The sequence below is a fragment of the Mycobacterium colombiense genome (assembly GCF_001953985.1).
Classification (GTDB): Bacteria; Actinomycetota; Actinomycetes; order Mycobacteriales; family Mycobacteriaceae; genus Mycobacterium; species Mycobacterium colombiense_B.
This window is the reverse complement of sequence record NZ_MBEI01000006.1, coordinates 24218-46758: the sequence shown is the minus strand read 5'-3', so window position 1 is coordinate 46758 and position 22541 is coordinate 24218. Positions and strand designations below refer to the sequence as shown.

Below are 22541 nucleotides of genomic sequence, written 5' to 3'. Positions count from 1 at the left end.
AAGGAGTGTCGACATCTATGACCGAAATGACCAAAGACGAACTGCGCCAGCGCCTGGACGCGTTGATCGGCACGCCCACCGACGGGGTCGGCAGACCCGCCCGCGCGCCGGATCCGGTGAACGCCGCGATGATCCGGCACTGGGCGCATGCGTTGGACGACATGAACCCGGCGTATCTCGACGAGGAGTTCGCCAGCAACTCTCGCCACGGCGGTTTGGTCTCGCCGCCGGTGATGCTGCAGAGCTGGACGATGCCCCCACCGAAGCTGGCGGGCATTCGCGAGCGCGGCGGTGTGCCGATCGAGATCAAGAGCAACCCGCTGCAGTTCCTGTCCGACGCCGGCTACACCGGCATCATCGCGACGAACTCCGAGTTCGAAATCGAACGTTATCCCCGGGTCGGTGACCAGATCACCGCCGAGACTGTGTTCGACTCGATCTCAGACGAGAAGAAGACGGCGATGGGCAACGGCTTCTTCGTCACCTGGGTGACCACCTACCGCGATCAGAATGATGAAGTCATCGGCCGCCAGTGGTTCCGCACGCTGCGATTCAAGACGGGAAGCTGATGGCCAGCAGACTCGCACCCTCCATTAGTCCCGACACCGAGTTCTTCTGGTCGGGCCTGAAAGACAACGAACTTCGCATCCAGCGTTGCGCGGACTGTCAGACGTTGCGCGTCCCGCCACGACCGATGTGCGGCACGTGCCAGTCGTTGAAATGGGACTACGTCGTGGCGTCGGGTCGCGGCACGGTGTACAGCTTTGTGATGCCGCAATATCCGCCGCTGCCGTTCCTCCAGTACCCCTACGTCGTCGCGCTCATCGAGCTCGACGAGGGTGTCCGCATCGTGTCGAACCTCTGCGACATCGATCCCGCCGCGATCGAGGTCGGCATGCACGTCGAGGTCTTTTTCGAGACATTCGAAGCGCTGCCGAGTGGCGACGAGTTGGTGCTGCACCAATTCCGGCCCGCCGGCTGAGGAGAAGGTAAAGCGAAAACAATGGATTTCACGTTCACCGAAGAACAAGAGACAGTCGGAAAGGTCGCGCGCCAGCTGTTCGAGCACCGCGCCACGCCCGAGCATCTGACCGAGCTGGAGGCCGGCGACGTGCGCTACGACGCCGGACTGTGGGCCGAACTCGCATCAGCGGACCTGCTCGGCATCGCACTGCCCGAATCCGTGGGCGGCAGCGGCGGCGGATTCCTCGAGTTGGGTGTGCTGCTCAGCGAGGTCGGGTTCAGTGTCGCGCCGGTACCCGTCTACCCGACACTCGTTCTCGGCGCGGACACCCTTGCCCGGCACGGCGATTCCGTGTTGCAGCGACGGTATCTGCCCGGTGTGGTCGACGGCAGCACGATCCTCACCGCGGCGCTCGTCGAGCGGGGCAACTCCGACCCGGCTACACCGCGCACCACCGCAAGATCCGACGGCGACACGTGGCGGCTCGACGGCAGCAAGGAACTCGTTCCCGCGGCGCAACTCGCGGCGGCCATCGTCGTGTCGGCGCAGACCGAGGACGGTCCTGGCCTATTCATCGTCGACACCGGAACCGATGGCGTGAGTATCACACCCGTGCCCACCACCAATGGTGAGCCCCATGCCGATGTGGACTTGACCGGCGTGATCGGCCGCCGGCTAACTGAGCACGACGCCGGGAACATAGTCGGCTCGCTCTACACCCGCGCCCTCGTCGGCTTGTGTGCGCTCCAAATCGGCGTTGTGGAACGGGCTTTGAAACTAGCCGCCAAGTACACCAGCGAGCGCGAACAGTTCGGCCGCCCCATTGGATCCTTCCAGGCTGTCCAGCAGCGTCTCGCCGACGCTTTCATCGACGTCGAAGCCATCCGGTGGACCACGTGGCACGCGGCATGGTTGATCGCCCAAGGACGACCGGCCGATCGAGAGGCCGGCATCGCCAAGTTCTGGGCCGCCGAGGCAGGCGCCCGCGTCGCCTCCTCGGCCCAGCAAGTGCACGGCGGCATGGGAATCGACATCACCTACCCGCTGTCCCGTTATTTCCTGTGGGCCAAGCAGAACGAACTCGCACTCGGGTCGGCATCACAGCAGTTGGCCCGGCTCGGCAACGCATACCGGAAGGAAGCGGCAAATGACCTCCACCATCAAGCGCACCACGACCTTGGCGTGGAACACCGTCAATGTCGGTGACGAGGTCACACCGATGGATGTGCCCGTGACCACCACGCTGATCGTCGCGGGCGCCATCGCCTCACGTGACTACATGCCGGTGCACCACGACCGCGACTTCGCCAATTCCCAAGGCTCCAAGGACATTTTCCTCAACATACTGACCACCAACGGGCTATGCGTGAAGTTTCTGCACGACTGGGCCGGACCCGAGGCGATGGTCAAGAAACTTTCCGTTCGCCTGGGCGTCCCGGCCTACCCGAACGACCCGCTGCGATTCGAAGGCAGCGTCACCGACAAGTCGTCGGCCGACGGCGAGGGCTTGATCGAGGTCACGTTCAAGGGCACCAACAGCCTCGGAGCACATGTCTCCGGCACCGCGGTGCTCAGCCTCCTCGACGGGGTCGATGCGTGAGCGCGGGCATCGGCGGGCAAACCGCTCTCGCCGGTGTCGGCCAGACCGAGTTCTCCAAGGAGTCTGGCCGCACCGAAATGCAGCTTGCCTGCGAGGCGGTCAAGGCGGCCATCGACGATGCGGGCCTGCGTCCCCGCGATATCGACGGGATGGTGACGTTCACCGTCGACGAGAACGAGGAGATCGAAGTCGCCCGCAACGTCGGCATCGAGAACCTCTCGTTCTTCACCAGGGTGCCGCACGGCGGCGGAGCGGCGGCGGGCACCGTGATGCAGGCCGCGATGGCCGTCGCAACCGGTGCCGCAGAGGCCGTGGTGTGTTACCGAGCGTTCAACGAGCGCTCCGGCTTCCGTTTCGGCGGCGCTGGACGCCAACCCGGTGTGACGCCGTTGTGGATGGCCCCGTACGCCCCCTTCGGGTTCATGACACCGGCCGCGTGGGTCGCCCTGCACGCTCAGCGATACATGTCGACCTACGGCGTCACCAACGCCGACTTCGGCAAGATCTCGGTCATCGACCGCAAACATGCCGCCACCAATCCGGACGCCTGGTTCTATGGTAAGCCGATATCCCTTGAGCAGCACCAGGAATCACGCTGGATCATCGAACCGGTGCTGCGTCTACTCGATTGCTGCCAGGAAAGCGACGGCGGCGTCGCGATGGTGGTGACCAGCGTCGAACGGGCACGGGATCTGCCCAACCCGCCCGCCGTCATCACCGCGGCCGCACAAGGCGCGGCCTACGACGGCGAGGTGATGACGAGTTACTACCGCGAAGAAATCACCGGGCTACCAGAAATGGGCGTGGTCGGCAAAAAGCTGTGGCGCGACTCCGGACTGAAACCGGATGACATCTCGACGGCGTTCCTCTACGACCACTTCACACCGTTCGTGTTCACCCAACTCGAAGAACTCGGCTTCTGCGGACGGGGCGAGGCCAAGGATTTCGTGTCGATCGACGAACTGTCGTTGGGCGGACGGATGCCGATCAACACCAACGGCGGCCTGCTCGGCGAAGCCTACATCCACGGGATGAACGGGATCACGGAGGGAGTGCGACAGGTGCGCGGCACGTCCTACAACCAAGTCGACCGCGTCGAACACGTCCTGGTCACGTCGGGCACCGGCGTCCCGACCAGCGGGCTGATCCTCTCGCCCGACCGCTGAGTCGCAGCACCGCTACTCTCATCGGAAGCTAGAAAGGGGTCCTCCATGACGCAAGCGACCGCGACTGACACCCGCGCTGCCATCATCGCGGCGGCCTTCGCCTGCTTTCGGACCCAGAGCCTGGCCAAGACGACCATCGTCGACATTGCGCGGGCTGCCGACGTGTCCCGCAGCACGTTCTACGAATACTTCCGGGACAAGGAGACGATCGTCGAAGCCTGCGCCGAGGCGGCATCGCAGCGGTTCTACCGCAACATGGCCAAGGCGATCGACCGTCGCGGCGGTAGCACCCTGGAGGGCCGGCTCGTGGAGGCCGCCGTCTTCGTGAGCCAGGCACGGCGCGTCGTCGAGCCGGAAGCGTACTTCGACGAGGCGGAAGTCAGCCTGATGATGACCAAGAACGCCGCAATGCTCCTCAAGGAATGCACCGAGTTCCTGGCGCCGTACGTATCGGCTGCCAGGTTGACCGGCGAGGTCCGAAGTGATCTCGACATCCCCACTGCGACCGAGTGGTTTGCTCGAATCCTATTCTCGCTGTTCACGACTCCGTCGCCGACGATCGATATGCGCGACGACGACGCGGTGGCCGACTTCGTGCGGGCCTATGTCGTGAAAGGATTCGTCGACGGCGGCGCGCGCCGGCGCTAAACGGCAGGCCTCAGCCAACCCCGCCGCACGGGAACGTGTGACCAACCGCAGACATTCGCCATTGCCACCCGCTGTAGCCCGTCGCGGTCGACTTCGTACTCGGGAAGCAGGTCCAACAACGCGTCGAGCGCGATGCGACTCTCCATGCGAGCCAGCGCCGCACCGAGGCAACTGTGTATGCCGTAGCCGAACGCAAGGTTGAAACCCATCTTGCGGTCTCGATCGATGTCCAACCGGTCGGGGTCGTCGAACATGCGCTCGTCGCGTGTCGCCGAACCTGTGACGAGTAGCACCGCAGCCCCGGCCGGAATGGTTGTCCCGTAGTACGTTACGTCCCGCGTGGCGGTCCGCACCTGATATTGAGAGGGAGCCTCGTAGCGCAGCAACTCCTCGACCGCGGCCGGGATTTTGCTTCGGTCGTCGCGAAGCTTGCGCCACTGGTCGGGAAAGTCGGCGAACGCGACGATCGCATTGCCCACCAACTTGGTGACCGTTTCGGCACCCGCCCCGCCGAGCATTGTTGCGAAACCCGTAATGTCGACATCGGTGAGCTTTTCCACCACGCCATCACGTTCGATCTCCGTCTCGATCAAACGGCTGATCATGTCATCTTCGGGGTGGGCCCGCCGCTGCTGCACCAGGTCGTAGTAATACAGGCCGGTGCTCACCGACGCCTGGTATCCCCGCTTGGTGGTCGCGATCTCGCCGGGATGGCGCTCCAGGAGCAAATCCAGCCAAACGCGGATCTGATCGCGGTCCGGTTTGGGCACGCCGAGCATCGTGGTGATGACCTCGTTGGGGAACAGGGCCGAGAAGTCGGCGACGACGTCGAAGGACGCCGGATCCAGCGCCTCGATGCGCTCATAAACTTTGTCGCGCACCATGTCTTCCAACGCGGCGATCGCCCGCGGGGTGAACACATTGCTGACAAGCCTGCGCATCTTCTGATGCTCCGGTGGGTCCATGGAGATGATCACCTTCGGCACCGGGATGGCGTCGTCATGGGCCTTGACCATGTCCAGCGTCGCGCCCTTGGCCGACGAGAAGGTTTCGTGGTCTTTGGTCGCGGGTGCTACATCGTCGTACCGGGTGAGCGCCCAGAAGTCCCACTTCGCGTTGTAATAGATGGGTGCCTCGTCGCGCAGCCGTCGGTAGGTGTCGTAGGCCCCATTGAAGAATTCGGTTGAGAACGGGTCGAATTCGATGGAGATCGCTGAGCTCACAGGATCGCTCCGGATTCCTTGTACTTCGTGATCGTGTCCCAGTCGATGCCCGCATCCATCAGGACTTCCTCAGTCTGCTGGCCGTGCTCGGGCGCTCCGGGCGGGACAACCGACCGCCCATCGAATTGAACGGGGTTGGTGGGCAACGAAAATGGCACTCCGCTGACGGTTTGGGTGTGCGCGACGTAGCCGTTCGCGACGACGGCGGGGTCCTGACAAAGCTCGGCCGGTGTCTGCACGATTCCCCATGCCCCTGAGAGTGCCGCCAGAGACTCGCGCCAGTCGGCCAACGTGCGCTTGGCAAATGCCTCGTCCAGCAGGGCGACCAGACTTACTCGGTTCTCGAACCGGGATGCGGGATCGGCGAATCGCGGATCGTCGACCAACTCGGGCAGACCGATCACCCGCATCGCCTCGGCGTAGAACTTGTCGAGTTGCAGCATCATCAGCTGAACGTAGCGGTCGTCTTTCGTGCGGTAGGTGGCCACCAGCGGGTTGGGTGAATCGGCGTGGCCGTACTTGGGAATGGCGCTGCCACCGTGTATCTGGCTCACCGCGACGTCGGGGCTGAGGTTCCACGCGGCCAATCCGAGGAGGGAAACGTCGACCACCGAGCCCTTCCCAGTCGTTGCCTTTCTGTAGAGTGCGGCGGCGATCCCTCCCGCGATCGTCATCCCGCCGAGCAGGTCGCCGAACGCGGGACGCGAACGCACCAGCTCGTCGGAGTCCTCGGTGAGAACGTTAGCGATTCCCCCACGCGCCCAGTAGGACACACCGTCATAGCCAGGCTTGTCGGCATCCGGCCCCTTCGGCCCGTGCCCCGACCCCCGCACATAAACAATGCTCGGGTTGGCCGCTTTGATGTCCTCGACGCCGATGCCGAGCTTCTTGCGGCGCTCCGGCAGGTAACTGGTCAAGAACACGTCGCAGGTCTTGGCCAGCTCGCGCACTACTTCCTGACCGCCAGGAGTGCTCAGGTCCACCCCGATGGATTTCTTACCCCGGTTGGGGATTTCGATCATGTAGTTGACCGACCCGCCGCCCCCGTCGACGATTCCCATCGTGACCAGCCCGCGCTGGGGGTCACCGCCGTCGCGCGGCTCGACCTTGATGACTTCTGCGCCCCACTCCGCGAGTACCGCTCCGGCCGAGGGCACGAACGTCCACGCGGCGACCTCCAGCACACGAACTCCGCTGAGCACCTTGTCGTCGGAAATGACGCCCTCCCAAGCTCGCGATAACTGCTATTTACGTAAATGAGAATGTCACTTTCGCTCTGCGTTGTAAACGGGCTAGGGCCGCCGGGAGAGCCGCCCAGGTTGCTCGGGATCTCCGTTCTCCCAAAACGCTCGCCAACTCGGCATCCGCTGCGGCATGGCCGCGCGAAGCGGAACGTCCGAAGGCCACCGGATGAACTCCGGCCCGGGCCGTTCGGTCACGTCTACGGAGTACCACGGATGCTCACGCCGCTTGACGAAGTACCACCGGCCATCGCGTCGTTCGTAGACGTCGTCGTAGCGCATTGTGATGACGTACCACCCGTCACCCTCCTCGTGCTCCGCGCGACAGTACACCGACCCCGTCGCATGATCGGCGTCGACGAAGTCGAACTCGTGCCCGCAGATCAGGTGGATGCTGCGGTAGAACCGCCGCAGAACCCGGTCATACCAGCGCTGCAACGCCTCCCGGCCGCGGCCCTGCGGGCCGGCGTCGACATCGTCGACGAAAAGCGCCGTTAGTGTCTCCAGGTCGCGGGCGTCCAGCGCCATGGCATAGCGACTCGGCAGCTGACTGATCGCCAAACTGGACTCGATCCGATCCAGACGGTCCGGCGCCATGGTTTGCAGTGTAGTTCGACGACAGTAGTACCGAGAACCGGTGTTCTCGTTTGACGGAAAGCAACTATTCTGTTGAGGCCCAATGAACATGTAGAAGGATGACGACCACATGCCCTTCCCGACGATCATGCCTACGGTCCCCGCCCTGGTGAGATCGTCCGCAGAGCGTTTCGGTGACAACCCATTCCTCATCGCCGACGGACATGTGCTCACCTACGTCGATCTCGACCTGCGTTCATCGCAGTTGGCGATGGCACTGCTCGCCGAGGGCATCGGAAAGGGAGACCACGTCGGGATTCTGATGCCCAACAGCGTGGAATGGGCGCTCGCCTGGTTCGCGGCGACCCGCATCGGCGCCGTCGCTGTTCCGCTCAACACGTTCTACAAGGCGTCCGAACTCGCCTGGACCGCCCGTCACGCTGACCTGAAAGCGGTCCTGGCGTGGTCTGCCTTCCTCAACCACGATTTCGCCGAACGACTTGAGGAGGCATTGTCCGGGCTCGCCGAACAGCGTCAACCGGGCCGCATCGTCCTGCACAAGACGCCGTTTCTGCGCACGATCGGGGTGTGGGGACCGTGTGACCGGGCCTGGGCGACGGCATTCGAGGACAAAGAACTACCGGCAGGCATCGACGCCGACTTCCTTCTCGAAGTCGAGTCCTGTGTGACCCCGGCGGACGAGGCGATGATCATTTACACCTCGGGCAGTACTGGTGACCCGAAGGCGCCGGTACACACACAGGGCACCCTGGTTCGCCACAGCTATAACCTCACCTTCCAGTACGGCATCACCGCCGACAGCGTCTTGTTCACCGCAATGCCGTTTTTCTGGGTGGGCGGGTTGATCACCGGATTGCAGGCCGTGATTCACCACGGCGCAACGCTTGTCACTCAGCCGGCGTTTGATGCGGCAGAGGCGTTGGAATTGATGGAACGGTACCGCGCGACGATCGCGCTCGGTTGGCCACAGCAGGGCAAGTCTTTGTCGGAGCATCCGGATTTCGCCGGGCGCGACCTGAGTTCGGTGCAGCGCACCAGCATGCCCGCGATGGTGCCCCCGGACCGGCGACCCCAGGGGCCGAATGCCCTTGGAATGACGGAACTGTGCGGCAACCACATCGGCGTGGACCCTTATCCGCCACAGCCGCCGGACCGAGCTGAGACCGGAGGGTTTTCGGTCGAGGGTCTCAGCCACATCCTCGTCGATCCCGAGACCGGTGTACCGGTCCCGGTCGGGACGAGCGGTGAGATCTGGGTTCGCGGTTACTCATTGATGCAGCGCCTCTACAAGCGGGAGCGCGAGGATGTGTTCACCGCGAACGGGTACTACCGGACCGGTGATTGCGGCGTCGAGTACGACGACGGCTGGATCAAATTCACCGGTCGGTTGGGAGACCTGATCAAGACGGGCGGCGGAACCAACGTCACACCGAGCGAAGTAGAACTGACACTTGCCGATTGCGACGGCGTGCTCGAAGCGTATGTGGTCGGTGCCGAGAGCCCGGAGGACGGAACGGTGGTCGCGGCGGCGGTGGTGCCGTGCGGCGATTCGACGCTCGACGGCGAGTCATTGCGGGTGCAACTGCGGGGCCGGCTTGCGGCATACAAGGTGCCGAAGTTTATCTGGGTTACCTCAAAGCAGGATCTTCCGTTCACCGCGACCGGAAAGCTCAAGAAGGTAGAGCTGGCGCAGCAGCTCAGCGGACTGCTGGTGCGCCGCTGAACGTCAACCGGCTGCAGCCGACCCTTGCGGAGAATCCTCATTCTCACATGCGAGAATTGCCTTGACTACGGCACGAAGGGAGCGATTCATGAGTGACCGGGACTCCAGCATTGCAGGGACACGGATGTTGATCATCGGCGCATCGTCGGGCATCGGACAGGCATTGGCCGTTGCCGCCCATGCCCGGGGCGCCAACGTGGCGCTCGCTGCGCGGCGGCTGGACCTCCTCGCGAAACTGGCCGATCAACTGCACGGATCGTCGCACGAGCTCGACGTGTCCGACCCCCGCGGCGTCGAATCCGTCGTCGGTGACGTCGTGGGCAAATTCGGCAAGCTCGATGCGGTCGTGTTCACCAGCGCCGTGGTGCCGTTCGCGCTGATCGAAGATACTGAAGTGGAGACTTGGCTGCATGCGTACGCCGTCAATGCCGTCGGCGCCTCCCACGTACTACGCGCGGCACTGCCGCATTTGGCCGACGACGCCGTGGTCATCGTCGCGTCGAGCCACGACGTCGGTCGGCCTCGCGCAGGTGTGGCCGCCTACCACGCGAGCAAGGCGGCACTCGACGAGATCCTGCGGTCCTGGCGAGCCGAGCATCCCGATCTCGCCGTGATCCGGGTCAGTGTCGGCCCCACCTGTGACACCGAGATCCTCCGCGGAGCCGATCGCGACCTGCTGGCGAATTTATACCGGGCATGGGCACACGAAGGCCAGATTCCAGACGAGATGTCTACGGTCGAAGACGTAGCCAGTGCCATGCTTTCCCTCATCGCCATTTCACGCGCCAACCCGACGGTGATCAGCGAGATCGTGCACCTCGCGCCCCGAATCATCAAGCGCCGGCCGGCTCTGACCGGCAGCTGATCGGAGAGGGAGCACCAGTGGACCTAGGTTTCGACGGCGCATGGGTCATGCCGGTACCCCAAGGCGATTCGAAATCTAAATTCTCATTTTTTGGCAAGAATAATTCTCCCTCCGGTAGGTTCCCGGTGTGGCGTTGGAACAGTTCGAATTAACCGGTCAGGTGGCGATCGTGACCGGCGCGGGGCGCGGCGTCGGTGAAGGGATCGCCAAAGTGCTCGCCGAGGCGGGCGCGACGGTGTGCGGGGCGCATTCATGACAACGGGGCTGCAATCGAGTTTCGACCTGCTTCCGGGGTCGGAGGAGATGTTGAAAGAGCGCACTCCGCTGCACCGCATCGGCGATGTCGCCGACCTCGGCCGGCTGACCCTGTATTTGTCGACGCGCGACTGTTACGCCAGCAACTCGGTGTTCGTCGTCGACGGGGGCCTGCAGGGACCCAACTCAGAACTGCCCATCCCCGATCTGTAAGAGGTTGCGACGAGGAGCAATGACAATGAAGGCCAAGCCGTTACGGGTAGCGGTCATCTCCACCGGTTGGATCAGCAGCCTGGCAATACGCGCGATAGTGCGGCGTCCGCACCTCGAGCTGGTCGGGGTCTGGGTGCACAGCGCGGAGAAGACAGGACGCGACGTCGGCGAGATTGTCGGGCTGGGTCCGATCGGAGTGACGACGACCAACGGCCTCGACGACATCATCGCGTTAAAGCCCGATTGCGTCGTCTACGGTGCGGCCAGCGCCGAGATGGATGCCGCCGCGGTCCGCGACTACGTGCGTCTGCTCGGCGGCGGGCTCAACGTGGTCACGACCAACACACCCGGAATGATGTTCCCCGACAGATGGATTCCCGAGCTCGCGAGCCAGGTGCGCGAGGCGGCCTTGTCGGGCGGGGTGACCATCTACACCTCGGGTATCGAGCCGGGCTTCGCCGGTGACCAGTTTGCGGTGTTACTGACAACCCTGTCGAACACGATCCGATCTATTCGCGCGCAGGAGATCTTCGACTACTCGGCGTATCCGAATCAGGACCTGATGGTTACTGCCATGGGATTCGGCAAGCCGCTGGAATTCACTCCGCTGCTTGAACTCGAGGGTGCCCAGCAGTTCGCCTGGGGGCCGCCCATCGGCTTGGTCGCCAAGGCACTCGGCGTTGAGCTCGACGAGGTCACCGAGTCCTACGAGCGCGTGATCACCCCGCGTGATCTCCATGTAGCGTGCGGGACCATTCCCGCCGGGACAGTTGGCGCCGTCCGCGCCGAAACCACCGGCGTGGTCAACGGTCAGCCGGTGATCACTATCGAACACATCAACCGCATGGCTCCCGACCTGGCCCCGGAGTGGGCGACAGCACGCAACGGCACATACCGCCTCATCATCGAGGGCCAACCTCATATGCAGTGCGACCTAAGGCTCGGCACCGAGGACACGCCGGAGTCGGCCAACGACAACGCAATGGAGGCAACGGCCATGCGTGTCGTCAACGCCATTCCCTACGTCGTCGATGCCGCACCGGGGATCGTGACGTCGCTGGATCTGCCGATCACCGCACCGCTCAACGCAATAGACGTCGGCTAGACGGTGAACATCGGTCCGCGGGGTGCTCCGCGGACCTCGTTGCCGCCGTCGATGGCGAAGCTCTGCCCCGTCATCCAGCTGGATTCGGGTCCGGCCAAGTAGCGCACGCCCGGGGCGATGTCGTCCGACACTCCTAGCCGGCCCAGGGGCACACGTTCCAGGAAGCTGCTTGTCAGTTCCTCGAGGTGGATGTACCCCTGGGTGGTTGCGGCTTCGGTCAGCCCCGGTCGCACCGCGTTGACGCGAATACCCCGCGGCCCGAGTTCCGACGCGGCGACGCGGATGAGCATCTCGAGCGCGGCCTTGCCCGCGGAATAGTGTCCGAGGCCTTCCATCGGGATCTTGGACGACGTCGACGAGATGAACACGATCGAGCCGCCATCCGTCATCAGCGGTGCCGAATAGCGCAACGCGAGGAAGTTTGATCGGAGATTACCCATGACGAAGTTGGTGAAGGTCGCAAGATCCTGTTCGACTAGCGGACCGGTACCCCCGCCGGCGACGGTGCCAATGACAATGTTCAGTCGCTTCTTCACGTCGTAAGCCCACTGCGCCGCCCGCCTGACGATGTCCTCGTCTTCCGGATGGCCTTTCTGGATCACGATTTCAGCGTTGGGTGCGACGGCGAGAATCCCGTCCCGGGTAGCTTCCAGCCGGGACTGAGACCTGCCGAGCAGATACAGCGTGGCTCCGTCAACGGCCAACAGCTTCGCGCTCGCCTGGGCGATTCCCGCCGATGCGCCCAGAATGAATGCGGTCTGACCGTCTAGCACGCCCATGGTTCGCACGCTATCACCGTCCGCAATATTGATTCTCTGTAATCGTTAATCATGATTCTCGGCTGGTGTAGCGTACGCGTGTGACTGCGTTGACGGACAGGGTCGCCCTCATCACGGGCGCGGCGCGTGGCCAGGGACGCGCCCACGCGCAACGGCTCAGCGCCGATGGCGCCGATGTGATACTCATCGACCTTGCGGGTCCGCTTCCACCAAGCGTCCCATACGATTCAGCAACCCCAGCGGACCTGGCTGCGACAGCCGACTTGGTCAAAGACAATGGTCGACAAGCCATCACTGCAATTGTTGACACGCGCGACCATGATGGTATGTGCACGGCCGTCGCAGACGCTGTTGCAGAGCTCGGACGACTCGACGTCATCGTCGCCAATGCGGGTGTATGCGTGCCCGCACCGTGGGATGAAGTTACCGCTCGCGACTTCCAAGACGTCATCGACGTGAATCTGGTCGGGACGTGGAATACCGTCATGGCGGGTGCAGGGCACATCATCAATGGCGGCCGGGGCGGGTCGATCATTCTCATCGGTTCCGCCGCGGGGTTGACGATGGAGCCATTCATGATCGCCTACACCGCCAGCAAGCACGCAATCGTCGGCCTTGCGCGCGCGTTCGCAGCCGAACTCGGCAAGCACAACATCCGGGTGAACAGCCTTCACCCCGGATCGGTCGCCACCCCGATGGGTACCGGTCGAATGCTGGAGGCGATGGCCGACGCGGCGAGCTCGAATCCCGCTCTGCAGAGCGGCTTTTCCAAGCAGCTACTTCCCAACGCTGTCACGATGCCGGAGGACGTTGCCGGCGCGGTGGCATGGCTGGCATCCGACGAATCGCGGTACGTCACGGCTGCCGCCATTCCCGTCGACGTCGGCGTGACCGGGACCTAGGTGCGCGACTGCCGGCTCACGATCGAGGGCCCCGACAGCGGATTGGCAATCACGCCGGGCGGGGCATCGACGACGGCTGGAATCGCGTTGACAGCGGCCATCGCCGTGACCGCCACACCTGGGTTCACCCGGTCGGTTGTCGACTGCTTGAGATGCAGCTCCAGGCTCATACTGGGGCTGCCCTCGACACGGAACACCATGCCGCCTTCGCCCGCACGGGCCGGCTTCGGCCAGCGGTCCGGCCAGGGCGTGCTGCTGACTGTCGCGAAGTATTGAACTGCGACAACCGGTCTCGTGCCGACCACTCCGGCGAGTTGCCAACGGTGGGCGCAGATCGTACCCTCCGGGATGACGCCTAGCGCCGTCTCCAGATCTGTGGGCGCAAGCAGCGTCTCCCAATCCAGTTCTATCCCGTCGAGCTCGAAGCCGAGGATGTCGGCGATGTAGCACACCACGGTGTCCCAGTCCTTGTTCACCTTTCCCGAGGCGATGCGAACCGGCACATGACCGTCGGGCTTCCCGAAGCCCATCGACTCGTGCAGGACGTCCCAGATCGGATACGCCTTGTCCAGATCGAGCGCGTACTCGTCCATTCGATACGAGTCGACCCGACCTGCGCCTGCGAGAAGAGCGGTGGGGATGTTTAGGCTGATGAAACCCGGCTCACTGCCGGTGCCGTAGAACGTCGAGTTCCCCTTAGCCGCAGCGCCTTCCAAAGCCTGCCGCCATTCGGCGGGAGCTGCCGCAGGATAGACCAACGGGATCGTCGCGAACGTCACCACGTTGATGCCCGCCTCCAGGTAGCGGGCGATGTCGGCGATGGCATCCTCTTCGCGCCGGACCGCCGTCGCGCAGTAGGCGACACAGTCCGGAGCCAGCGCCAAGACCGCTGATATGTCGTCGGTTGCGCTTATACCGACATCGGCAGTCCCGCAGAGTTGACCCGCATCCACCCCGACTTTCTCCGGTGTCGACACCCTGACGCCCACGAGTTCCAGCACCGGATCGTCGACGATTGCCCGCAACGCCTCGCGGCCAGTCAGTCCAGTACCGACGTGGACTACCCGGTAGCGTCGCTTACCCTCGTACGTCAATGTCTCATTACCCCTTAGCGTTTCGATAGAACGGCCCCGGCTTGCCCGCGTTCCGCAGATGGCCATATGGGTCGTAAACTTTCACGCTCGGATAAGGGTTCTGGTCGTAGGCGGGCCTGGACAATCCCGCCGCCCGCAAGCCCGCGAGCACAGCCAGAGGCACTGCGAACGACACCAGGCCCACCATCACCGAGATCAACAACTGTCGGGTAAGCGTCAGCTTCGGACGGCCTCGCCCCACAGGCAGCCGCCGCGCGATGCGGCCGATCAGCGCCAATTCGCCGTCCTCGTCGCGAACGCACATCACCGCGACCATCGCGAAGATGAACGAGTCGTACACCGCCATGATCAGTGGGAAATAGACGTGCCCCAGGCGCAGCACGGGGCCGACGGCTTCCGTGTAGAAGAAGATGCCGCACCTCATCCAGGTGAATTGAACCAGCCCGTTGATGGGAATTGCGATGACGGCCGCGCCGAGGAACACCGAGACAAGCCGATGGCGCGCAAGCCAACTCGTCCGCGGGATCAGCGGATCGACGATTCGGTCATGCAGTTGGAGGATGGCGAGGCCGGTGAGCAGATAGTAGGCGGCATAGCCGCCCAGGAACGCCAGCGCCGGTTCGAGATTCGGCGATATGTTGACATACGGCCAGGTCAGCGGGAAGTGCAGCATGCGCGGATCGAAGATCGCGAACGTTGCCCAGTTGGCCAGAGGATCGAGCGCGCCGGTGATCAACCCGGCGAAGGCGATCACCACCGCCCAGTGCACCTTGCGTTGTCTATAGGACAGCCATACCAGCGTGGCGACCAGGCCGATCGCCATCGGAACCGAGCTGATGGACACGGCGAGCGGCCAGTTGTCGAAGCCGAGGAACGGTGGATAGGGCGCAGGACCCGGACGCGGATTGGCCCTCGTCGGGTCACCGTGCAGACCGGATTGAATTGTCGCGATGGTGATGATTGCGAAGACGAGGTAGGCGACGATGAACAGCCCCCAGCCCACCCGCGCCGGCCATCGCGAGAACCGAGGCCTGGTCACATCGGTGGCGCGAGAATCTGGGTTGCTGTCAACGGTATTCGTCATGTCAGACATGCACTGGCAGGCTCGCCCAGCCGCGGACGCTGGTGGTGTGAGCGCGCTTGGCGTTGTGGTAGTCGACTTCCCAGTCGGGCCATCTGGTGAGCACTTCCTCAAGCGCAATGCGTGCCTGAACTCGCGCCAGCGCAGCACCCAGGCAGAAGTGAATGCCGTGCCCGAAGGACAGATGTGCCGCCCGCCGGTGGATGTCGAATCGATCGGCGTCGACGAATTGGCGTTCATCGCGGTTCGCGGATCCGTTGAGCAGCAACATCACCGACCCCTCGGGTACCGCCTGCCCATAATGTTCGACGTCACGGGCCACGTGGCGCGCCTGCACCGGTGACGGGGCCTCGTAGCGCAGCACTTCCTCAACCGCCCCGGGAATGAGGCTGAAATCCGCTGCGAGCTCTCGGCGCTGGTCGGGGTGATCGGACAACAGCTGTCCGGCGAAACCGATCAACCGCGTCGTGGTCTCGTTGCCGGCGCCCACGACAGTGCCCGTGTAGGTCAGCACCTCCGCACGGGTCAACCGCCTGCGGCTACCGTCCGGTTCCTCGACCTCGGCGTTGACCAGTTCGGTCATCAGATCATCGGAGGGGTGGTCGTAGCGCCAGTCGATGAACTCCTCCAGCATCGATCCCTGACGCGTCAGCATGTCGTCGGCCACCTGGACGAGCCCGCCGTCTTTCAATTCGAGGAGCCGGTCGGTGTTCCGCCGGATCGCGATCTGCCTGTCCTCAGGTATGCCCAGCAGGTACCCGATCGTGCGCATCGGCATCCACGCGCCGAGGTCGGCGATGAAGTCGAACGTGTCGGCGTCCGCAAGGGGCTCCAGCGCGCGCCGGCAGAACTCCCTGGCCAGCGGTTCGATGGCCGCCATCCGCCGCGGTGTGAACACCCCTGACAGCAATCGCCGGTGCGCATCGTGAATCGGCGGGTCCTCGAACAGGATGATCCCGGGAGGCACCTCGACTCCGTTGAGGATGATGTCGATGGTCGTGCCTTTACCGGACCGGTAGTCATTCCAATTCACCAGCTCGCGCGCGACATCTGCGTGCCTACTCAACGCGTAAAAGCCGTACTTGTCGTTGTGGTAGAGCGGCGCGACATCACGCAGCTGTTTCCACACGGGATACGGGTCGTCGTCGATCTCGAAGTCGAAAGGGTCGTAGTACGGATCAACCTTCACCCTGTAGGTCACACGACGAGAATAGGCGTTATCGGCTGCCGTAGCGAATTTTTGGCCAACTAGGATCATCACTGCCGATCCATCGAAGGGAGCGATGCTTGAAAGCCAGCACCCGTCCGCTACGAGTCATTCAGTGGGCCACCGGCGCCGTGGGCACCGAGATGGTCAGGACCATCCTCGATCACCGGCCAGACCTCCAACTGGTGGGCGCGCGGGTGTATTCCGACGCCAAGAACGGCGTGGACATCGGAGCCTTGGTCGACAGAGCGCCGATCGGCGTGACCGCAACCACCGACGTCGCGCAGATCCTCGCGATCGACGCCGACCTGGTGTTGTACGCACCGTCGTTCACCAACATCGACGACGTCTGTGCGCTGTTGGAGAGTGGAAAGAACGTCGCGACGCCGGCGTTCCTGTTCCACCCGCGAAGGATCCCTGAAGCCGACCGCGTGCGCCTGCAGGCGGCGTGCGACAAGGGTGGCAGCACCATCCACGGCAGCGGCCTGAACCCCGGCAACCTGTCCGGGGTGCTGCCGCTCGCGCTGTCCGGCATGAGCCGCACCATCGATCGGATCACGCTGCAGGAGCGCGCCGACTGGACCCTGTGGGAGAGCACTGCGATCACCTTCGACGGGATGTGGTTCGGTCGGCCAATCGAGGAGGTCACGCCGACAGCCAACGAGTACCTCAGCTTCTTGACGAGACTGTTCGTCGAGCAGACCTGGTTCATCTCCGACACCCTGAACGCAGACATCGACGATGTCTCCGTCACGCTGGAGACCGTCCCCGCAACAAAGGACTTGCAGATTTTCGACCACATTGTCTCGGCCGGCACCACCGCCGGGCAGCGCTGGAACTTCGTCGGCCATCGCAACGGCGAAACCCTGGTCGAGTTCGAGACGCTGTGGACCGTCGGCGGTGAGTACCCGAAGCACTGGCCCAAACCTCTCGACGGCTGGACGCTGACCATCGAGGGCGACCCATCAATGCGCACGCACTTCTTTCCGCTGGCCAGCTTTTCGCGCGAGGCCTCGATCGAGGAGCACGTCAGAGCTGGACTGATCACCGTCGCCATGCAGATCGTCAACGCCATTCCGGCCGTGTGCGCCGCACCGGCAGGGTTCGCGACGATGGCCGACCTCCCACTGATCCGCAGCTACACCGGTTTCGGCAATCGAAGACCGGGTGCGCTTTAGCCGTTTGTCCAGTGCGCGACAAACGGGGCGATCGTGGCAAGGTCATAGAGCCCCGGTTCGGCCGCCATCACCGTCGGTATCGCGTTGATGGCATGCATGGCGGTGGCCAAGCAGCCTTGTTCAGCGTGATCCTCGCCGTGCGAGCCGATCACGAGGTGGCACCTCAGGTTCGGCTCACCGTCGAAGCTCACCTCGTATCCGATCTCCGTCGGCCACTCCGGTGCGAGATCATCGGCCATGCGGGTGAGGTGCTCGACAGCCAATATAGTTGCGCCGCAATCGACCTCGACGCCGAATCGCATGGCGCCGACCGTGCCTGCGGGAATCTCGCCCGCGGCCACAGTCAACGCCCGCGGGGTGGTCCGGACATCGCGGAACCCCTGCACAGAACTGATCTTCAGCCCCAACGACTGCGCCAGCACGGTGGCACTGCCGATCCAGGCGCTCGCCGCGTACTCGGTACTGGTCAGCAGCGGCGTCGTGTCGTCGGGCGTGTGCCCGAAACCCATGGCATTGAAAATCAGATCGTGGCTGGCGTAGGTCGAGTAGTTCAGCACCTCGCGGACGCTGATCCGCCCGGCGCGGGCGGTGAGCCGCGACAGGATGGGCGTGAGTGATTCGCCGAAGAATCCCGGGTATAAACCGACTCCAAGAAACGAGGTTTGCCCTGTGCGACAGGCGTTCTCGATGCCGTCTGCCAACGATGCATGCAACGACCGGGGATGGATGAACCGGCTTCCGGTGGCCACGACGTTCTTGCCCGACGCGAGGAGCTCGCAGACATCGGCAAAACAGCCGGGCGTATCGGTCTCGACCTTGCCCATGTAGAGGACCACGTCCGCGTCAGTGTCGATGATCTCGTTGCGATCGGTGGTGGTGCGGAGTCCGACTTCGCTTGCACCGCAAAGTGTGCCGGCGTCCACATCCGCCTTCGCGGGGTCGTACACGCGCACCCCGACCAGTTCCAGATCCGCCCGTTCGATGACGTGACGAAGCGAAATCATCCCGGTAACGCCGGTCGCCCACTGGATCACCCGTGTCATGGCATACCTCTTTCAGTCCCACACCACGTCAAGGCGGGGCGGGGACCGGAACATCGTTCCTGTGATGTACGGCGGCGCCGCGTCCGGGTCGAGCCGCAGATTGGGGAGTTCATCGAATATCGCATTGAATATTTTGGTCGTCTCGAGCCTGGCCAGGTGCATACCGAGGCACACATGCGCTCCGTGAGCGAAGCCGATGTGCGGCTTGCGTTCCCGGAAGATGTCGAACCTCTCGGGTTCGTCCCACCGCGTTTCGTCGTGATTCGCGCTGCCCAAGCTGAGCATCATGGTCGCGCCCTTGGGAACGTGTACGCCACCAATCTCGGTATCGGAGGTGACCTCCCGCATGAAGTTGAGCAGCGGGGTTTCCCAGCGAATCCCTTCCTCGATGGCCTGAGGTAGCAACGTGCGATCGTCACGGACGGCGTTGAGTTGGTCCGGATGCGTCAAGAGCGCCAGGGCAAGACTGGCCGTCGACCGCGAGGTCGTCTCCGCGCCGGCGGGCAGCAGGTTGCGCATGAAACCGTAGATCTGTTCGTCGGACATCTTTACACCGTTGACTTCGGCACCGGCCAGGATCGAAACCATGTCGTCCTTGGGGGCTTTGCGTCGGTCGGCAAGTATCCCGACGAAGTACTCCTTCATCTCGGCCGAAGCGCGCAACGCGCATTCCATGTTCCCGCGGAAGCCCAGCAGGTCGATGGCGAGTCGGTGAAACTGCAGCACATCGGCATCCGGAAGGCCTAGCAGCGCAGCGATCACCCGCACCGGGATCGGCATAAAAACCGCGTCGACGAGATCGGCGCGCTTGGCGTCCTTGAATTTCGCGATGGTTTTGTGGACCAAGGGACCGACGAGTTCGGCGTCCCAGCGCTTCATCGAAGAGCGGGCAAAGGCGAACTCATGCAGTTTGCGGTAGACCGCGTGTTCGGGTTCCTGCATCTCCAGGATCGTCGGACCCTGGAGTGGCCGGACGACATCTTCGTAGCAGCGCGTGCTGAAGGTGATGTTGTCGGTGAAGATCGCCTTGACGGTGTCGAACGTGTAAGCGGTGAAGGTTGGCGGGCCGTCAGAATTGCCGACCATCCCCATCTCCGGCCAGCCGGCGTGCACCGGACTCTGCGCACGCAGCTTCTTGAGCATCGGATATGGCGATGCGTCGCCGTCGGCACCCATGCCTTGGTTGAATCTGTCCTGTGCGTCTCGGATGCTCTGTTCAAGCTCCTCGACAGTCGCCGGCTCGGCCATGTGACGACTCCTCACTCGTGCATAGGCTCGCACAACATACACCTTGCTGGTTGAAAACCTACATGATGTAGGTTGAGGGCACCAATAACCGTGGATCGCCGAAAGAGCAATCAGGAGCGTTCGATTGGCAACTCGAGTCGTGCAATGGGCCACAGGCGCCGTGGGCCGTGCCGCGCTGCAGGAACTGATTGAGAATCCTGATTACCGGTTGGTGGGTGTGCTGGTGTACGACCCCGCCAAAGCCGGCCAGGACGCCGGAACCTTGTGCGGGCTGCCACCCACCACCGGAGTGCTCGCCACCGCGGATAAGGAGGAGATTTTCGCGCTGGGCGCCGACGTCGTCATCCACGCCGCCAGTAAGGCGCATGCCGTCGAAACCAACGCCGCAGATATCTGCCGACTGCTCGCGTCGGGAACCAGTGTCATCACGACCACCTCCTACAACCATCTGCCCACCTACGGGGCGGAGACCGAGCGCGCCTTCGTCGCAGCCTGTCGCGCAGGCGGGTCCCGCTTCCATGCAGCGGGTGAGAATCCGGGCTTCATGTTCGAACGCCTGGTCGCCACGGTGACGGCGCTGTCCAAGACCATCGACCGGATCGATCTCTACGAGGCCACCGATGTGTCGGCAGTCGACAGCAAACCGATGCTCGTCGACCTGATGGGCATGGGCAGACCGCCCGAAGATGTCAGCGTTAATTCCCCGATCCTCAAAAAGCTTGACCTGGCCTATCGCCAAGCGCTCAACGCCACCGCCGACGTCCTTGGGATCACGCTGTCACATGTCGACGTGTCGGTCGACGCCACGACACTCCCCCACGACCTCGAGGTCCGCGCCGGCACCATCGAAGCGGGAACTGTCGTCGGACAACGATTCTCGTGGGTCGGCCACTGGTCTGACCGCCCGCTTCTCGCCATCCACGAGGAGTGGGTCCTTACCCGCGACCTCCCGCAGTGGGGCCTAAAACCCCTCACCCCCGGCGAAAAGGCACCGCTGATCCGGGCCGTCATCAAGGGAAAGCCCAGTTTTGAGTTGCAGCTGGATGTCGGATGGGACGACGAGCCGCCCACCGGAACGCACGCCGAGCCGGGGCATCTCATGATCGCGATGGGGGCGGTGCGCGCGATTCCCGACGTGCTGGCTGCGCCACCGGGCGTCGTAACCGCCCCGGTGTTCGGTGCGATCCAGCTAGCGGGGACCAGTCAAGGTCAGACCGACCGCGCGTGAGATGTGGTCGCTGGGCGCAGCGTGGAACACGTGCCCCGAACCGTCCGGCAGCACCCGGCGAGCGATCAAATAGTCCGTGCCCATCCAGCCCTGCCGGATGCAGCGGCCGAATCGCAGAAAAGTCCCCGGCGCCCCACTGGCCGCCGGGACGAGCTTGACCTGCTCGATACCCTGCTTGACGCCGTCCCCGGTCAACGGGCGCGCCGCAGCGAGCCCCCGCGCGATCACCGTCGCCACGTCGTGCGTCAGGCCGGGCATCGAATGTGCCGGCCTGCGGCCGAATCGGGCCTCGAAACGATCCAGGAACGCCTGCCCGACGAGGTTGCGTTCGTCGTAGCTGTCCAGCCCGACCCAGCCCGACAGCTGTCGCATCCACTCGGCGTTGATGTGAGCCATCTCAAATGCGGTGGTGGTGTACCGCGGTGGATCCCATCCCACGGCCAACAACGCGTCGGTGAAGCCCCACAGCCCGTGGCCGAACCCAACATGCACCAGGGCGTCTGGCTCGGCATCCCGCAGCTCGTTGACGACCTTGGACTTGTCGGCTTCCACCTGCGGTATCGCGACCGTGCTCACGACCTTCAATCCGGCGGCAGAATAAGCCTTTTCGGCGAACGCCAGGTACTCCTTGCCGATCAGAGAGGCTTCGTAGGCGATGGCTATCCGCGACCGGCCGTCCCCGAGCATCACGGCGGCCAGCATCACCGGCTCTTCGGGCATCGATCCGTTGTTGAGCGCAAACGTCCACTCCCCGAGCGCCCCCTCGGAGCCCGACAGGACGATGTTGGGAACCTTGGCCACTCGATCGGCGTGCGCGGCCAATGGCACCGCGTTGTCGGAGACATACGGACCGTAGATCGCGAGGCACCCCTCGGAGACCAGCTCGTCGTAGGCGGTCTCCACGGCGTGGTACGTGCCGTTGGGCAGGCCGATCACATGGCGTTGCACCAGTTCTATCGGCCGGTCGACCAGACGGGCGGCGACCGCCTCGTCGAAGACCAACCGCAGTGTGTCGAGAGTGTCGTTCTCGGAGCTGGCTTGGGTCGGATAATCGTTCAGCAAGCCCACTTTCAACGGCGCAACCGACCCGTACGCGCGAACCTCTTCGTCTGCCATTAGGGCAACATACAATACGAAGGTTGTCCGGCAGTCTACGGAAATGGACGTTTACGGAAACGCAT

General features: G+C 63.7%; 22 protein-coding genes and 2 pseudogenes. 14 read left to right on the top strand and 10 right to left on the bottom strand.

The window, feature by feature from the left end; translation table 11 throughout:
- Positions 1-17 precede the first annotated feature (17 nt).
- The 6 genes from A5732_RS01250 to A5732_RS01225 are packed head-to-tail and all read left to right on the top strand — an operon-like array spanning position 18 to position 4378.
- A complete protein-coding gene (locus A5732_RS01250) occupies positions 18-569 on the top strand; it encodes an FAS1-like dehydratase domain-containing protein (RefSeq protein WP_065056735.1) in 552 nt (183 codons plus the stop codon).
- The gene (locus tag A5732_RS01245) at positions 569-982 is read left to right on the top strand and encodes a Zn-ribbon domain-containing OB-fold protein (RefSeq protein WP_065056736.1); all 414 of its coding nucleotides are present in this window, start codon (positions 569-571) and stop codon (positions 980-982) included. Before A5732_RS01250 ends, A5732_RS01245 begins: the two co-directional genes overlap by 1 nt.
- 21 nt (positions 983-1003) lie before the next feature.
- Positions 1004-2170, top strand: coding sequence for an acyl-CoA dehydrogenase family protein (locus A5732_RS01240; RefSeq protein ID WP_081395966.1), 1167 nt, complete (start codon positions 1004-1006; stop codon positions 2168-2170).
- Positions 2112-2564 (top strand): MaoC family dehydratase, encoded by a 453-nt coding sequence (locus A5732_RS01235; protein ID WP_065056738.1) that lies wholly within the window; start codon positions 2112-2114, stop codon positions 2562-2564. The genes A5732_RS01240 and A5732_RS01235 overlap by 59 nt, the downstream gene beginning before the upstream one ends.
- Complete coding sequence (locus A5732_RS01230) at positions 2561-3730, top strand: lipid-transfer protein (RefSeq protein ID WP_076051055.1); 1170 nt, start codon at positions 2561-2563, stop codon at positions 3728-3730. Before A5732_RS01235 ends, A5732_RS01230 begins: the two co-directional genes overlap by 4 nt.
- 45 nt (positions 3731-3775) lie before the next feature.
- Positions 3776-4378: a TetR/AcrR family transcriptional regulator gene (locus A5732_RS01225; protein ID WP_065056740.1), complete on the top strand. Its 603-nt coding sequence runs from the start codon at positions 3776-3778 to the stop codon at positions 4376-4378.
- On the opposite strand, the gene A5732_RS01220 is transcribed toward A5732_RS01225, so the two are convergent.
- The 3 genes from A5732_RS01220 to A5732_RS01210 all read right to left on the bottom strand — a co-directional run bounded on the left by A5732_RS01220 (position 4375) and on the right by A5732_RS01210 (position 7424).
- Positions 4375-5601 carry a cytochrome P450 gene (locus A5732_RS01220; protein ID WP_253188977.1) on the bottom strand — a complete coding sequence of 409 codons (1227 nt, stop codon included), beginning with the start codon at positions 5599-5601 and terminating at the stop codon, positions 4375-4377. The genes A5732_RS01225 and A5732_RS01220 overlap by 4 nt on opposite strands.
- The gene (locus tag A5732_RS01215; RefSeq protein ID WP_076100117.1) at positions 5598-6818 is read right to left on the bottom strand and encodes a CaiB/BaiF CoA transferase family protein; all 1221 of its coding nucleotides are present in this window, start codon (positions 6816-6818) and stop codon (positions 5598-5600) included. Before A5732_RS01215 ends, A5732_RS01220 begins: the two co-directional genes overlap by 4 nt.
- A 75-nt stretch (positions 6819-6893) precedes the next feature.
- Positions 6894-7424, bottom strand: a complete 531-nt coding sequence (locus tag A5732_RS01210; RefSeq protein ID WP_076100241.1) for a nuclear transport factor 2 family protein — start codon at positions 7422-7424, stop codon at positions 6894-6896.
- A gap of 124 nt (positions 7425-7548) precedes the next feature.
- On the opposite strand from A5732_RS01210, the gene A5732_RS01205 reads away from it, so the two are divergent.
- From A5732_RS01205 to A5732_RS01190, 5 genes and pseudogenes are all read left to right on the top strand, one after another.
- Positions 7549-9162, top strand: a complete 1614-nt coding sequence (locus A5732_RS01205) for a class I adenylate-forming enzyme family protein (protein ID WP_076051059.1) — start codon at positions 7549-7551, stop codon at positions 9160-9162.
- An 88-nt stretch (positions 9163-9250) separates the two neighbouring features.
- Positions 9251-10027: an SDR family oxidoreductase gene (locus A5732_RS01200; RefSeq protein ID WP_076051060.1), complete on the top strand. Its 777-nt coding sequence runs from the start codon at positions 9251-9253 to the stop codon at positions 10025-10027.
- Positions 10028-10154: 127 nt separating this feature from the next.
- Positions 10155-10265 (top strand): annotated as a pseudogene (locus tag A5732_RS27215) (SDR family NAD(P)-dependent oxidoreductase); the annotation flags it as partial.
- A 5-nt stretch (positions 10266-10270) separates the two neighbouring features.
- Positions 10271-10495: pseudogene (locus A5732_RS27210) on the top strand (SDR family NAD(P)-dependent oxidoreductase); the annotation flags it as partial.
- Positions 10496-10565: 70 nt separating this feature from the next.
- Positions 10566-11600 carry an NAD(P)H-dependent amine dehydrogenase family protein gene (locus A5732_RS01190; RefSeq protein ID WP_081395968.1) on the top strand — a complete coding sequence of 345 codons (1035 nt, stop codon included), beginning with the start codon at positions 10566-10568 and terminating at the stop codon, positions 11598-11600.
- Here A5732_RS01190 and A5732_RS01185 read toward each other — a convergent pair.
- Entirely contained in the window at positions 11597-12379 is a 783-nt protein-coding gene (locus A5732_RS01185; RefSeq protein WP_076100109.1) for an SDR family NAD(P)-dependent oxidoreductase, read from the bottom strand. The two genes, A5732_RS01190 and A5732_RS01185, sit on opposite strands and share 4 nt — an antisense overlap.
- 80 nt (positions 12380-12459) lie before the next feature.
- On the opposite strand from A5732_RS01185, the gene A5732_RS01180 reads away from it, so the two are divergent.
- Positions 12460-13281 (top strand): mycofactocin-coupled SDR family oxidoreductase, encoded by an 822-nt coding sequence (locus A5732_RS01180; protein ID WP_076100106.1) that lies wholly within the window; start codon positions 12460-12462, stop codon positions 13279-13281.
- On the opposite strand, the gene A5732_RS01175 is transcribed toward A5732_RS01180, so the two are convergent.
- From A5732_RS01175 to A5732_RS01165, 3 genes are all read right to left on the bottom strand, one after another.
- Entirely contained in the window at positions 13278-14195 is a 918-nt protein-coding gene (locus A5732_RS01175; protein ID WP_076100239.1) for a dihydrodipicolinate reductase, read from the bottom strand. The genes A5732_RS01180 and A5732_RS01175 overlap by 4 nt on opposite strands.
- Positions 14196-14382: 187 nt before the next feature.
- The gene (locus tag A5732_RS01170) at positions 14383-15198 is read right to left on the bottom strand and encodes a spirocyclase AveC family protein (protein ID WP_253188974.1); all 816 of its coding nucleotides are present in this window, start codon (positions 15196-15198) and stop codon (positions 14383-14385) included.
- A 262-nt stretch (positions 15199-15460) separates the two neighbouring features.
- Positions 15461-16657 (bottom strand): cytochrome P450, encoded by a 1197-nt coding sequence (locus tag A5732_RS01165; RefSeq protein ID WP_076100101.1) that lies wholly within the window; start codon positions 16655-16657, stop codon positions 15461-15463.
- A 149-nt stretch (positions 16658-16806) separates the two neighbouring features.
- On the opposite strand from A5732_RS01165, the gene A5732_RS01160 reads away from it, so the two are divergent.
- Positions 16807-17841, top strand: coding sequence for an NAD(P)H-dependent amine dehydrogenase family protein (locus tag A5732_RS01160; protein WP_076100237.1), 1035 nt, complete (start codon positions 16807-16809; stop codon positions 17839-17841).
- Here the strand turns inward: A5732_RS01160 and A5732_RS01155 are convergent.
- Complete coding sequence (locus A5732_RS01155; protein ID WP_076051067.1) at positions 17838-18884, bottom strand: NAD(P)H-dependent amine dehydrogenase family protein; 1047 nt, start codon at positions 18882-18884, stop codon at positions 17838-17840. The two genes, A5732_RS01160 and A5732_RS01155, sit on opposite strands and share 4 nt — an antisense overlap.
- Before the next feature lie 12 nt (positions 18885-18896).
- Positions 18897-20132, bottom strand: coding sequence for a cytochrome P450 (locus A5732_RS01150; RefSeq protein WP_076051068.1), 1236 nt, complete (start codon positions 20130-20132; stop codon positions 18897-18899).
- A gap of 139 nt (positions 20133-20271) precedes the next feature.
- Between A5732_RS01150 and A5732_RS01145 the strand changes: the two genes are divergently transcribed.
- On the top strand, positions 20272-21360 hold the full coding sequence (locus A5732_RS01145) for an NAD(P)H-dependent amine dehydrogenase family protein (RefSeq protein WP_076051069.1): 1089 nt from the start codon (positions 20272-20274) through the stop codon (positions 21358-21360).
- On the opposite strand, the gene A5732_RS01140 is transcribed toward A5732_RS01145, so the two are convergent.
- Complete coding sequence (locus A5732_RS01140) at positions 21322-22476, bottom strand: ABC transporter substrate-binding protein (protein ID WP_076100098.1); 1155 nt, start codon at positions 22474-22476, stop codon at positions 21322-21324. The two genes, A5732_RS01145 and A5732_RS01140, sit on opposite strands and share 39 nt — an antisense overlap.
- Positions 22477-22541: the final 65 nt, after the last annotated feature.